This window comes from Pseudomonas sp. Leaf58, from assembly GCF_003627215.1.
In the GTDB taxonomy this organism is placed as follows: domain Bacteria; phylum Pseudomonadota; class Gammaproteobacteria; order Pseudomonadales; family Pseudomonadaceae; genus Aquipseudomonas.
Genome location: NZ_CP032677.1, coordinates 844,167 through 856,779, shown reverse-complemented (window position 1 = coordinate 856,779; position 12,613 = coordinate 844,167). Strand labels below are relative to the sequence as shown.

The 12,613-nt window shown below is 62.0% G+C and carries 15 protein-coding genes; 7 read left to right on the top strand and 8 right to left on the bottom strand.

Annotated elements, in window-relative coordinates; genetic code table 11:
* Window positions 1–82: 82 nt before the first annotated feature.
* Entirely contained in the window at window positions 83–1,249 is a 1,167-nt protein-coding gene (locus tag DV532_RS03990; protein WP_056795569.1) for a 1-acyl-sn-glycerol-3-phosphate acyltransferase, read from the top strand.
* An 81-nt stretch (window positions 1,250–1,330) separates the two neighbouring features.
* Here DV532_RS03990 and DV532_RS03985 read toward each other — a convergent pair whose 3' ends face one another.
* The gene (locus DV532_RS03985; protein WP_056795566.1) at window positions 1,331–1,591 is read right to left on the bottom strand and encodes a hypothetical protein; all 261 of its coding nucleotides are present in this window, start codon (window positions 1,589–1,591) and stop codon (window positions 1,331–1,333) included.
* A gap of 159 nt (window positions 1,592–1,750) precedes the next feature.
* Here DV532_RS03985 and DV532_RS03980 point away from each other — a divergent pair, with 159 nt between their 5' ends.
* Window positions 1,751–1,957: a hypothetical protein gene (locus DV532_RS03980; protein ID WP_056795563.1), complete on the top strand. Its 207-nt coding sequence runs from the start codon at window positions 1,751–1,753 to the stop codon at window positions 1,955–1,957.
* Window positions 1,958–2,074: 117 nt separating this feature from the next.
* Here DV532_RS03980 and DV532_RS03975 read toward each other — a convergent pair whose 3' ends face one another.
* Window positions 2,075–2,659 (bottom strand): YajG family lipoprotein, encoded by a 585-nt coding sequence (locus DV532_RS03975; RefSeq protein WP_056795560.1) that lies wholly within the window; start codon window positions 2,657–2,659, stop codon window positions 2,075–2,077.
* 145 nt (window positions 2,660–2,804) lie between these two features.
* On the opposite strand from DV532_RS03975, the gene DV532_RS03970 reads away from it, so the two are divergent.
* Both DV532_RS03970 and mqo read left to right on the top strand, forming a co-directional pair.
* Window positions 2,805–3,038 carry a hypothetical protein gene (locus DV532_RS03970; protein WP_056795556.1) on the top strand — a complete coding sequence of 78 codons (234 nt, stop codon included), beginning with the start codon at window positions 2,805–2,807 and terminating at the stop codon, window positions 3,036–3,038.
* Window positions 3,039–3,636: 598 nt separating this feature from the next.
* Entirely contained in the window at window positions 3,637–5,145 is a 1,509-nt protein-coding gene (mqo, locus tag DV532_RS03965) for a malate dehydrogenase (quinone) (RefSeq protein WP_056795553.1), read from the top strand.
* Between the two features lie 159 nt (window positions 5,146–5,304).
* Here the strand turns inward: mqo and DV532_RS03960 are convergent, their stop codons facing one another.
* The 4 genes from DV532_RS03960 to DV532_RS03945 form a co-directional block, all read right to left on the bottom strand.
* Window positions 5,305–5,595, bottom strand: a complete 291-nt coding sequence (locus DV532_RS03960; protein ID WP_056796702.1) for a PA4642 family protein — start codon at window positions 5,593–5,595, stop codon at window positions 5,305–5,307.
* Window positions 5,596–5,663: 68 nt separating this feature from the next.
* Window positions 5,664–6,134 (bottom strand): hypothetical protein, encoded by a 471-nt coding sequence (locus tag DV532_RS03955; RefSeq protein WP_056795550.1) that lies wholly within the window; start codon window positions 6,132–6,134, stop codon window positions 5,664–5,666.
* Between the two features lie 59 nt (window positions 6,135–6,193).
* On the bottom strand, window positions 6,194–6,667 hold the full coding sequence (locus DV532_RS03950; protein WP_056795547.1) for a WbuC family cupin fold metalloprotein: 474 nt from the start codon (window positions 6,665–6,667) through the stop codon (window positions 6,194–6,196).
* Between the two features lie 2 nt (window positions 6,668–6,669).
* Window positions 6,670–7,227 carry a hypoxanthine-guanine phosphoribosyltransferase gene (locus DV532_RS03945; RefSeq protein ID WP_056795542.1) on the bottom strand — a complete coding sequence of 186 codons (558 nt, stop codon included), beginning with the start codon at window positions 7,225–7,227 and terminating at the stop codon, window positions 6,670–6,672.
* Between the two features lie 159 nt (window positions 7,228–7,386).
* Here DV532_RS03945 and upp point away from each other — a divergent pair, with 159 nt between their 5' ends.
* Window positions 7,387–8,025 (top strand): uracil phosphoribosyltransferase, encoded by a 639-nt coding sequence (gene upp / locus DV532_RS03940; RefSeq protein ID WP_056795539.1) that lies wholly within the window; start codon window positions 7,387–7,389, stop codon window positions 8,023–8,025.
* 2 nt (window positions 8,026–8,027) lie between these two features.
* The gene (locus DV532_RS03935) at window positions 8,028–9,302 is read left to right on the top strand and encodes a uracil-xanthine permease family protein (RefSeq protein ID WP_016501493.1); all 1,275 of its coding nucleotides are present in this window, start codon (window positions 8,028–8,030) and stop codon (window positions 9,300–9,302) included.
* 114 nt (window positions 9,303–9,416) lie between these two features.
* Here DV532_RS03935 and hemH read toward each other — a convergent pair whose 3' ends face one another.
* Both hemH and DV532_RS03925 read right to left on the bottom strand, forming a co-directional pair.
* On the bottom strand, window positions 9,417–10,430 hold the full coding sequence (hemH, locus tag DV532_RS03930) for a ferrochelatase (RefSeq protein ID WP_056795536.1): 1,014 nt from the start codon (window positions 10,428–10,430) through the stop codon (window positions 9,417–9,419).
* A gap of 13 nt (window positions 10,431–10,443) precedes the next feature.
* Complete coding sequence (locus DV532_RS03925) at window positions 10,444–11,349, bottom strand: TIGR01777 family oxidoreductase (protein ID WP_056795534.1); 906 nt, start codon at window positions 11,347–11,349, stop codon at window positions 10,444–10,446.
* 187 nt (window positions 11,350–11,536) lie between these two features.
* Here DV532_RS03925 and DV532_RS03920 point away from each other — a divergent pair, with 187 nt between their 5' ends.
* The gene (locus DV532_RS03920; protein WP_056795531.1) at window positions 11,537–12,523 is read left to right on the top strand and encodes an NAD(P)/FAD-dependent oxidoreductase; all 987 of its coding nucleotides are present in this window, start codon (window positions 11,537–11,539) and stop codon (window positions 12,521–12,523) included.
* The last annotated feature ends 90 nt before the right edge of the window (window positions 12,524–12,613 follow it).

Sequence of the window (12,613 nt, the reverse complement as noted above, 5' to 3'; positions counted from 1 at the left end):
TACAGGGCCTGTGTGTGTCCGAGCCGTTTTTCGGAGCCCGCCCCTACCTTATTACCCTAGCCGTTTCCAACAAGAGAGCATGATGGGCGAATTCGATGCCATCCGACCGTACGACGACGCTGAGGTCCCTGCCGTTCTGGCACGCCTGCTCAGCGACCCGGCATTCCTCGATATCCTCACCCACTTCCGCTTCCCGCGTGCGGCCGGTACTCTCGGCTGGTTGCTCAAACCACTGATCGCCCGCCGCCTGCGCAAGGAATTCGCCGGTGTCACCTGCGTCTCGACCTTGCAAGACAAAGTCGAGTACTACGTCGACCAAACCATCGACCGCGCCACCGACGGCGTCACCTATTCGGGCGTGGAGCAGCTCAAGGCCGGCACCGCTTACCTGTTCCTGGCCAACCACCGTGACATCGTCATGGACCCGGCCTTCGTCAACTACGCGGTGTACCACGCCGGCCTGCCCACGCCGCGCATCGCCATTGGTGACAACCTGCTGCAAAAGCCCTTTGTCAGCGACATGATGCGCCTGAACAAGAGCTTCATCGTGCACCGCTCGATCAGTGGGCGGCGTGAAAAGCTGGCGGCCTACCAGCTGCTTTCGGCCTACATCAACCATTCGATCCGCAACGACGCCACGTCGATCTGGATTGCCCAGGCCGAAGGCCGCGCCAAGGACGGTGACGACCGCACCGATTCGGCGATCCTCAAGATGTTCCACATGAGCCGCAAGGACGAGCCGTTCGGCGCGGTGATCCAGAGCCTGAACCTGACACCGGTGTCGATCAGCTACGAATACGACCCGTGCGACCAGGCCAAGGCCCGCGAGCTGTATATCCGTGCCACTACCGGCACCTACAAAAAGGCGCCGGGCGAGGACGACAACAGCATTGCCAAAGGCATTACCGGCTACAAGGGCCGGGTGCACATCAACTTCGCCCCACCGGTGACCGAATACCACGAGGACACCAAGCAGCTGGCGGCGCAAATCGACCGGCAGATCCTGGGTGGCTACCGGCTGTTCCCGGTGCATTACCTGGCTTATGCGATGTGGGAAAGCAAGGACGACGCCCTGCAGGTGCCGAGCGCCGACAAGGTGTTTCCGGCGGATGAATTGGCCAAGGCCAAGGAAGAATGGCAGCGCCGCCTGGATGCTTGCCCTGAAGAGCAGCGACCGTACCTGGTGTTGCAGTATGCGACGCCGGTGCGTAACCAGTATCAGGTCCGGCAGCAAGCTTCGGTAGCCTGATCGAATGTGGGGCTGCTTTGCAGCCCGCAACCCTGTAGGCGCTGGCTTGCCTGCGATGGGCCGCAAAGCGGCCCCGATATCTCAGACCCAGGTGCTGAACCAGGACAGCAGCAGCGCCATCGCCAGGCAGGCAAACCCGAGAATGTAGAAGTACTTGGGCACCCGCCGGTCGAACGCGTCCACCACCCCTTCCTCCAGCGCCAGGCTCTCGCGGGTCTCGGCCTCACGCCGCCGTGCGCTGTGCAGCAGCAACCCGCCCGGGCACGTCAGCAGTAGCGCCAGCAGATTGATCAGCTTGGTGGGATGGGCGGCCAAAAACCCCCAGAGCACTTGCAAGGACATCACGCAACCTCGGTGTAGACGACGGCAAAGGCCCGCATTCTAACCAAGTCGTTGCCCGTCGCCCCGCCCGAGCGACCAAGTGCATTAAATTTCATCTGTCATGCGCCCGTCATCAGAACAGGCCACCCTGTCGGCCTTCCCATGATCCGGAGCTCGCTCATGCTGCACGCCGAAAACCAGGACCGCCTCTACCTTGTTGCCCAGAGCGACGAACAACAGGCGCTGATCGATGGTTTTGCCATCAATGTGCAAGACCGCCAGTGGCTGGTCTATTGCGCGCTGGGCGGGCATGCACATGAGCATTTGCCGGATATCGACCCCCATACCGGCCTCAGCCTGCTGGATTTCCAGATAGAAGCTGCGTAAGCCGGTAGCGGCCTGTTCGCGGGCAAACCCGCCACTACAGCGAAGAGCCCGGTACAAACAACAAAAAACCCGCTGCCTGGCACACAGGCAGCGGGTTTTGTTTAACAGCTAGAAAGCTTACTGCCCCAGCACCTGCCCGATGGTCGGGTCCTTGAACAGACGGGTCAGGGCGTCGCTCAGCACATCACCTACCAGCTGGGTGTTGGTGTCCTGGTTCGGTGCCATGCCGAAACGCTGGTCCAGCGAGGCGCCGTAACGGCCGCTGTAGCGACGGCCGCCATTGGCCACGTCGGCACGGAAGGTGGCGCCGATGGTGGCCTCGGTCACGTACAGGTTGTCTTTCGGCGACTGGTACTTCAGCTCGGCCAGGGTCACGGTCAGCTGCGGGGCGTTGTAGGCGTTCGGCGTCGGGGTGAAGCCGAGCAAGCGCACGGCGGCTTCGGCCTGGGCCTGCAGCTTTGGCACCAAGTCGTTACCGCTGACACTGATGGTGCTGGTTTCGGGGTACATGCCACCGCGCGTCCCCAACGATTGCGAAGGCCGGCCATCAACCACCCGGACCACAACCGGCTGGCCATGGCCGACCGGGGCGAGCTGGGCCTTGAGCGTGGGCTGCGGGTTGAGTTGTTGCGGGCTGTGGGCACAACCGACCAGGCTAAGGCTGGCCACGGCGATCAAACCGAACAACAGACGTTGCAACATGCGGGTTACTCCAGAAAATGCGGCGAAGGCCCACAGTATACCTAGCCACGCATCGACCAGTCATCGGTCCGACCCGCTTGTCACAATCGTTTCATCGCTGCGCCCTTATCCTTGCGCCAAGCCCTCACGCACAGGACTCGCTGCCATGGCTTCGCTCTGGACCTTGCTCTTCCAACGCCCACGCCACAACGCCTATGCCCGCGTCGATGCCGAGGGCAAATGCCTGGCTTTCAAGCAATGCCACCAGGCGCCCAGCAGCAGCGGCTGGGTGCAGATCAACGAAATTCAGCTGGCCTGGCTGGGCCGCGAGCTACCCGCCAGCGCCCGGGTTTGCGCCCGCGCCAGCCGCCGTTGGCACCAGCGCATTCTCGCAACCTGACAAACGCTGCAATAAAAACCACGAATGGCGACATTTCTCCCCGCGACATCGCTATAATCTCCCCCCGATTATAAGGACGTCTCCTGATCGGGCCCCGCATTCGCCGATTGACCCCGGCAACTTCACCGCTTCGCCCACAGAGAGCCTTCCACTCAGGTCTTGCATCGCCTGTCGTGCCTGCTTTTCCGGCCTTCACACTGCATGAACCTGCGGGTTGCCATCGCGCAGTCCCTTTTTGAGGTTCACGTCTCCAAAAGAGCGTGAAAAAACGGTTTTCACAACTTCACAAGAGTGTGGCGAGCAAATGAACAGTCTGGCATGTGCAAAAGCGGCAGATGTGTCCCGAACAGCCCTGAACAGGCGGCAAATTCGCTCATCGCGTATGAGTGTTTAAGCCGTTCCATAACGCACGCACGACACCTTGACCATAAGTCGAATTGCCGCACCGGTGGCAAACGGCGTTCAATACCGAACCCGAAGACTGATTGGCGGTGTCCGCGGAAGTTGCAAGAACTGCGAAAAGTCGGACATGGCGACCTTGGCGAACCCAGGTCCTATGCTGTCAATTAGGTAGCTGTAGATTGTGGAGACGCGTTAAATGGCGCAGAACGAATCGGTTGATGTGGTACTGGTAGGCGCGGGCATCATGAGTGCCACCCTGGCCGTACTACTCAAGGAGCTCGACCCGACCCTGAAGCTTGAGGTCGTGGAGGCGATGGACTCCGGAGCCGCGGAAAGCTCCAACCCCTGGAACAACGCAGGCACAGGCCACGCGGGCCTGTGCGAGCTTAACTACACGCCGCAGGCCGCCGATGGCAGCATCGACATCAAGAAGGCCGTGCACATCAACACCCAGTTCGAGGTTTCGCGCCAGTTCTGGGCTTACCTGAGCAAGAAGGGCAACTTCGGCTCGGCGCGTGCTTTCATCAACCCTGTCCCACACCTGAGCTACGTCGAAGGTGACAAGGGTGTTTCCTTCCTCAAGAAGCGCTTTGAGCTGCTCAAGCAGCATCATGCCTTCGCTGACATGGAATACACCGAAGACAAGGCCGTGATGAACGACTGGATGCCGCTGATGATGCCTGGCCGCCCGGCCGACCAGCACATCGCCGCTACCCGTGTGGCCAAAGGCACCGACGTGAACTTCGGCGCACTGACCAACAAGCTGCTGAAACTGCTGGGCGACTCGCCGGACACGCAGGTCAAGTACAGCAAGAAGGTCGTCGGCCTGCGCCGTAACGGCAGCGGCTGGACCGTGAGCATCAAGGACGTCAACAGCGGCGGCAGCCGTGAAGTGGACGCCCGTTTCGTCTTCCTCGGTGCCGGTGGCGCGGCCCTGCCGCTGCTGCAGTTGTCCGGCATCCCGGAAAGCAAAGGCTTCGGCGGCTTCCCGGTCAGCGGCCAGTGGCTGCGTTGCGACAACCCGGAAATCGTCAAGCAGCACCAGGCCAAGGTCTACAGCCAGGCCGCCGTCGGTGCCCCGCCGATGTCGGTACCGCACCTGGACACCCGCGTCGTGGACGGCAAGACTTCGCTGCTGTTCGGCCCGTATGCCGGCTTCACCACCAAGTTCCTCAAGCACGGTTCGCTGATGGACCTGCCGCTTTCGGTGCGCATGGGCAACATCGGCCCGATGCTGGCCGTGGCTCGCGACAACATGGACCTGACCAAGTACCTGGTCAGCGAAGTGATGCAGTCGATGGAGCAGCGCCTGGAAGCCCTGCGTCGCTTCTACCCGCAGGCCAAGGCCGAAGACTGGCGCCTGGAAGTAGCAGGCCAGCGCGTGCAGATCATCAAGAAAGACCCGAAAAAAGGCGGTGTGCTGCAGTTCGGTACCGAGTTGGTCTCGGCCCAGGACGGCAGCCTGGCAGCACTGCTTGGCGCATCGCCGGGGGCTTCGGTAACCGTATCGATCATGCTGGAACTGATCGAACGCTGCTTCCCCGAGCAAGCCAAAGGTGCCTGGGCTGCCAAGCTCAAGGAAATCTTCCCGGCACGCGAGAAGACCCTGGCGACCGATGCAGCCCTGTACCACAAGATCAGCGCCGACAACGACGTGGCACTGGATTTGGTGGAAAGCAGCCCAGCGGCCAAGCATTACGCCTGAACCGGCCAGTAACGAAAAAACGCCCCTCGGGGCGTTTTTTTGTGCCTGGATTTCTATCAACCTGTTCCGGCCCTTCGCGGCTAAAGCCGCTCCTACAACAATCGCATATCCCTTGTAGGAGCGGGTTCACCCGCGAAGAGGCCGGCACTGGTTCACAAATCAGCCACGGGCGTTGGCGATGATCTCGATGTACTCCGGCGCATTGCGCTGGTCGGCAATCTGCTCGATGAAGGTCTTGCCGTGCTCGTCCTTGCCATCCAGGTCCAGGCCAGCCTCGACGAAGAAGCCGACAAAACGTTCGAAGTCGTCGACGCGCAGGCCACGGTAGGCCTTCACCAGCTTGTGCAGCGACGGCGAAGTCACGCCATCGGCCGGTTCGAACTGAAGGAACGCCTTGATGTAGTCGTCGCTGATCTCGTCACCGATTACCTGTTTCTTGTCTTTACGCATTGCCGACTCCAACTGGACCATCACGAAATTTCCAAGGCCGGCAGTGTACCCCCCACAGGCTGCGCGCCTCAACGCGTACGTACGGTACCGGTGTGCAGGTCGGCCCAGATGTGGCCGTTGGCGTAAGTGAGGAACTGCACGTACAGCGTTTCGTTGCGCAGCAGGTCCATGATCACCCGGTAGTCGCTAAGCGGGTAATTCAAGCTCAGGGTGCGGGTTTTCTCGTCGTACACGGGCTTTTTCAGGCTCTTGGCCGCTTCACCGTCGAAGGTCAGCAACACCTGGCCGATGGTCGCGCCCTTGCTCAGCGGCTTGCCCTTGAGGCGCACCTGCAACGACGAGGTGATCGGGATCGGCTGCTGGTCGGACTGACGCTGAGTGCCCACGACCACCGAGTAATCGGTCACTTGCAGGAGTTGCTGGCCGGTCGGCGCTTGCTGGCGCAGGGACTGGTCGTCAGGCGGCAGGAACTGGCTGTGCAGTGGCGCGGCGGCAAGCGGCAGGCTGACCGCCAGCAGAATGGGAAGAAACGCACGCATGTGAGGCTCCTTGAATGAAGGAGCACTCTAGCATGCCGTGTTTGGGCTGTATGGCGCTGTCAATCGAACTGCGCGCGCATCCAGGCCTGGTAGGCGGCCACGCCTTCTTCCCCCTCACGCGGCGCCCAATGTGCATGCTCGCCCTCACCCACCGGCCGGTACGGCCCCGCCTTGCACTCGAACAGAATGCTGTCCGGCTCCAGCACCACCAGCCCATGGTAGGTACCGGGCGCCAGGTCTACACCCAGGCAATCGCCGCCCGCTTGCAGCACCCGCTTGTCAGTCACCGTGCCCTGCTCATCGAAAATCAGCAGGCCCAGGCGGCCTTTGAGTACGATCAGGGCCTCAGCCTTGTCGTCGTTCAGGTGCCGGTGCGGCGGAATATAGGTACTTGGCTGCAGCCCGACCGCCATACGGTGGCAGGGCTCTTCCATCGCATGGAAGTTATGGTGCTGCCGCCCGCGCGGGTTGGCGGCAGCCTTTGCCGCCAGCCCAGCGAACAGCGATTGGTCGATGAACGCAGGCTGGCGCATGATCACAGCCCCTTGACGGCGAAGATGCCGTTGGCGTTACGCCAGTAGCCTTTATAGTCCATGCCGTAACCGAAGATGTAGCGGTCGATACAGGGCAGGCCCACGTAGTTGGCCTTGAGGTCTGGGCTGGCCTTGCGGTCGTGGTCCTTGTCGATCAGCACGGCGGTGTGCACGGAGCGTGCGCCGGCATGTTTGCAGAACTCGATGATGGCGCTGAGGGTGTGGCCCTCGTCGAGAATGTCATCGACAATCAGCACGTCACGGTCGATGAACGACACTTCTGGCTTGGCCTTCCAGAACAGCTCGCCGCCGCTGGTCTGGTTACGGTAGCGGGTGGCGTGCAGGTAGCTGGCTTCCAACGGGAACTGCAGGTGGGTAAGCAGCTTGCCGGCGAAGATCAGGCCGCCGTTCATCACGCAGAACACCACCGGGTTCTTGTCATGCAGGTCTGTGCAGATCTGCTCGCCGACTTTGGCGATGGCCGCTTCGACTTCGGCTTCGGTGTACAGGCAGTCTGCTTCACGCATGACTTGGCGGATGTGCTCGAGATCGGCGGACATGGCGCTCTCCGGGGGGCATTTTGGAAAAGCGGGCAAAGGTACGCATCCGCTCGTCACAGATCAAGCATTTTGGACTAACGTCCAGAATGACCAGACGACAGCACAGGCTGAATAGATTAATCTAGCGCGGTTTTTTTGCCCGCCTTTCGGAGCCCCCCTATGCCCACTCGTGAGATCCGCCATCCGCTGATCCGCCACAAGCTCGGCCTGATGCGCCGTGCCGATATCAGCACCAAGAATTTTCGCGAACTCGCCCAGGAAGTCGGCGCGCTCCTGACGTATGAAGCCACCCAGGACCTGCCGCTCGAAAACTACGAGATCGATGGCTGGTGTGGCAAGGTTTCGGTAGAGAAAATCGCCGGCAAGAAGATCACTGTAGTACCTATCCTGCGCGCCGGTATCGGCATGCTCGACGGCGTGCTCAGCCTGATCCCGGGGGCCAAGGTCAGCGCCGTCGGCGTTGCCCGCAACGAAGAAACCCTCGAAGCCCACACCTATCTGGAAAAGCTCGCGCCGGACATCAACCAGCGCCTGGCCCTGATCATCGACCCGATGCTGGCCACCGGCGGTTCGATGGTCGCTACCATCGACCTGCTGAAAAAAGCCGGCTGCAAAGAGATCCGCGCTATGGTGTTGGTCGCCGCGCCAGAAGGCATCGAAGTGGTGGAAAAAGCTCACCCCGATGTGCAGATCTACACCGCCTCGATCGACCAGCGCCTGAACGAACACGGCTACATCGTGCCGGGCCTGGGCGACGCCGGTGACAAGATCTTCGGCACCAAGCAAAAGGACGCCTGACCATGCAGGACGGCTTCAACGACCCGCTCTGGCGCCAGGTCGTTTCGGGCGCGCAGATGCTCTTCGTGGCATTCGGCGCGCTGGTGCTGATGCCGCTGATCACCGGCCTCGATCCGAACGTCGCGCTGTTCACCGCGGGCATCGGCACCCTGCTGTTCCAGCTGGTCACCGGCCGCCAAGTACCGGTGTTTTTGGCCTCGAGCTTTGCCTTCATCACCCCGATCATTCTCGCCAAGGGCCAGTTCGGCCTGGCTGAGACCATGGGCGGCGTGATGGCCGCAGGCTTCGTGTACACCTTCATGGGCCTGATGGTGAAAATCAAAGGCACCGGCTTCATCGACCGCATGCTGCCGCCGGTGGTGATCGGCCCGGTGATCATCTCCATTGGCTTGGCCATGGCACCGATCGCCGCCAACATGGCGATGGGTAAAGGTGGCGACGGCGCAGCCCTGATGCCGTACAAAACCGCCATGCTGATCTCCATGCCAGCGCTGCTGACAACCTTGATCGTCGCCGTATTCGGCAAAGGCATTTTCCGCCTGGTACCGATCATCTCCGGCGTGCTGGTGGGCTTTGCCCTGGCGTTCGCCTTTGGCGTGGTCGATACCGCCAAGATCGCCGCCGCACCGTGGTTGGAAATCCCCAACTTCACCGCACCGGCGTTCAACTGGCAGGCTATTTTGTTTATCGTCCCGGTAGCCTTGGCACCGGCGATCGAGCACATCGGCGGGGTAATCGCAGTCGGCAGCGTGACCGGCCGTGACTACCTGAAAAAGCCCGGCCTGCACCGCACCCTGCTGGGTGACGGCCTGGCCACCACCGCAGCCGGCCTGTTCGGCGGGCCGCCTAACACCACCTATGCCGAAGTGACCGGCGCAGTGATGCTGACCAAGAACTACAACCCGAAAATCATGACCTGGGCGGCGGTGTTCGCCATCACCCTGGCGTTCATCGGCAAGTTCGGCGCACTGCTGCAGAGCATCCCGGTGCCCGTGATGGGCGGCATTCTATGCCTGCTGTTCGGCTCAATCGCGGCGGTAGGCATGAACACCATGATCCGCCACAAGATCGACCTGGCCGAAGCGCGCAACCTGGTGATCGTCTCGGTGACCCTGGTGTTCGGTATCGGCGGCGTGCTGATCGGCAGCGGTGACGGCCCGGATGACTGGGGCCTGAAGGGCATCGCCCTGTGCGCCATCGTGGCTATTGCCCTGAACCTGATTCTGCCGGGCAATGATGGCTGGAAGCACAAGAAACTGGATGATCAGTTGCCTTGATCCGGCGTTAACCTGAGCCGGCCCATGCGCGGGCAAGCCCGCTCCTACAGTGATATGCCACCTATTGTAGGAGCGGGCTTGCCCGCGAAGAAGCCGGTTCAGGCGACCTTCAAATCAGGCCTTTTCACACATCCCGGCCAACACCCTCACCCACGCTGGGTGATCATTCAGGCACGGCATCAGCACCAGCTCCCGCCCGCCTGCCTCGACAAACTGCTCGCTGCCACGCATGCCAATCTCTTCCAGTGTCTCGATGCAATCGGCAACGAACGCCGGGCACATCACCAGCAGCTTCTTTACCCCCGCCTGGGCCAGTTCGTCCAGCCGCGTTTCAGTGTACGGTTCGATCCACTTGTCGCGCCCAAGCCGCGACTGGAACGATACCGACCACTTGCCGTCTGGTATGCCTAACCGCTGCGCGAACGCTTTGGCCGTGGCCTGGCACTGCCCCCGATAACAAACCGCACGCACCTCGGCGCTGGCGTCTTTGCAACAATCCGCTGCGCGCAGATCATGTTTCCCAGCCGGGTACAGCTTCCTCAGGTGCCGCTCAGGCAACCCATGGAAGCTCAACAACAGGTGGTCGTAATCCTGCTCGAGGTAAGGCCTGGCGCTTTGCGCCAGTGCCTCAATGTAATTTGGGTGCTCGTAGAACGGCTGCAGTACCCGCATCTGCAAAGGTAAATGGCGTTGGTTGATGGTCTGTTTTGCCAGCTCCACCACCGTCGTCACCGTGCTGTCGGCAAACTGTGGATAAAGCGGTGCCAAGGTCACCTTGCGCACGCCTTGCGCTGCCAGGCGCTCCAGAACCTCGGGCAAGGCCGGCTGGCCATAGCGCATGGCAATTTCCACCGGGCCATGGGGCCAGTGCTCGACCATCGCCGTTTGCAAGCGACGGGTCAGCACCACCAACGGCGAGCCCTCGTCCCACCAGATCGAGCCGTAGGCGTGTGCCGACTGCTCTGGGCGCTTGATCAGAATCAGCGACACCAGCAGGCGCCGCACCGGCCAGGGCAGGTCGACCACATACGGGTCCATGAGGAACTGGTTGAGGTAACGGCGCACATCGGCCACCGAGGTGGAGGCCGGGGAACCCAGGTTGACCAGCAGCAGGGCATGATCGGTCATGCAGCGTCCTATGTCAGAGGCGGCTGGACAGGTTGTCCAAGGCCGATTGCAAATCGTTGAAGCGGAAGGTGAAGCCCGCCGCCAACAAGCGTACCGGGCGGGCGCGCTGGCCGCCGAGCAGCAAGGTCGACATCTCGCCCAGCCCGGCCTTCAGCAACAGTGCCGGCACCGGCAACAGCGCCGGCCGGTGTAGGGTGCGGCCCAGGCGCTTGGCGAACTCTCGGTTGCGCACTGGCTCTGGCGCGCAGGCATTATAAGGACCGCTGGCATCCTTGTGCTGCAAGAGAAAATCAATCAGGGCGACCTGGTCGTCTATATGCACCCACGGCATCCACTGCCGCCCATCACCCAAAGGCCCGCCGAGCCCGAGCTTGAAGGGCACCCGCAGGCGCGACAAAAAGCCGCCATCACCGGCCAGCACCAGGCCGGTACGCACCAGCACCACGCGCAGGCCCTGAGCCTGGGAGCGCAAGGCTGTCTCTTCCCAGGCAATGCACAGCTGGCTGGCGAAATCTTCACGCACCGGGGGTGACGCCTCGGTCAGCTCGCGCTCGCCACCGTCCCCGTACCAGCCCACCGCAGAGCCGGAAATCAGCACTTCCGGGCGCTGCTCGCGGGTGCCCAACCAACTCAGCAACTGCTCAGTGAGGGTGACGCGGCTGGCCCACAGCAGGTTGCGCCGGGTTGCCGTCCACGGTCGGTCGGCAATGGGGGCACCGGCCAGGTTGACCACCGCATCCAACGGGTCGTCCGCCGCCAGTTGCTCCAGGCGGGCAATACCCCGCACGCCAGTGCCACAGATTTTCGGCACCTGCTCTGGTCGCCGGCTCCACACCGTCAGCCGATGGCCTTGGGCAAGCCAGTACTGGCAAAGGTGTCTGCCAATCAACCCAGTGCCGCCTGTCAGCAATATATGCATGGCTGTGTCCTCGCAGAATGCGGCGGTGGTCTATTTTTAACATCAAGGCACTTTTTTGACCCGACGCTCTCGGATAAACATAGGCCAACCTGTCCGCCCTAGCGGAATATACTTATACAAAAATTGTGCATTGTACAGGTTTGCCTGACAGCGTAGTCTGCTTACAGCAAGGTTTGAAGAGGCCATCATGACAGTACCTATTGCCATCATCGGGGCCGGAATCGCCGGCCTGTCAGCCGCCCAGGCTTTGCAGAAGGCCGGGCAATCCGTGCACTTGTTCGATAAAGGCCACGGCAGTGGCGGGCGCATGGCCAGCAAGCGCAGCGAAGCCGGTGCGCTGGACCTTGGCGCTCAGTACTTCACCGCCCGTGACCGGCGCTTCGTCGAGCAGGTACAGCAATGGGTGGCCGCCGGCTGGGCCGAGCAGTGGAAACCACAGCTGTACAATTACCGCGATGGCGAACTCAGCCCCTCCCCCGACGAGCAGACGCGCTGGGTGGGCGTGCCGCGCATGAGCGCTATCACCCGCGGCCTGCTCAAGGACATGACGGTCAACTTCGGCTGCCGCATCGCCGAGGTGTTCCGCGGCAAGCAGTACTGGCACCTGCAGGACACCGAAGGCTGCAGCCACGGCCCCTACAGCCGCGTGGTGATCGCCGTGCCAGCCCCGCAGGCCACGCCACTGCTGGCCGCCACCCCAAAACTGGCTGCCGTGGCCGCCGGCGTGCAAATGGACCCCACCTGGGCCGTAGCCCTCGCCTTCCAAACCCCGCTGGACACGCCGATGCAAGGCTGCTTCGTGCAGGACAACCCGCTCGACTGGTTGGCCCGCAACCGCAGCAAGCCAGGCCGTGACGAGCAGCTCGACACCTGGGTGCTGCACGCCACCTCGAACTGGAGCCGGCAACACATCGATCTGGCAAAGGAAGAGGTGATCGAACAGCTGTGGGGCGAATTCGCCGAGCTGGTGGGCTGCGTTGTGCCGGCGCCTAGCTTCGCGTTGGCGCACCGCTGGCTGTATGCGCGGCCAAGCGGCAACCATGAATGGGGGGCCTTGGCCGATGCCGACCAAGGCTTGTACGCCTGTGGCGACTGGTGCCTGTCCGGGCGCGTCGAAGGCGCTTGGCTCAGCGGCCAGGAAGCCGCGCGGCGGCTGCTCGAACATCTCGATTGAATTAGAGCTATACAAAAAAACTTGTTTGCATAACTTCCAGGCTGTGCTGGAATAAACCTATACAAAGTAAAAAGCACGTATAGGTTTTCC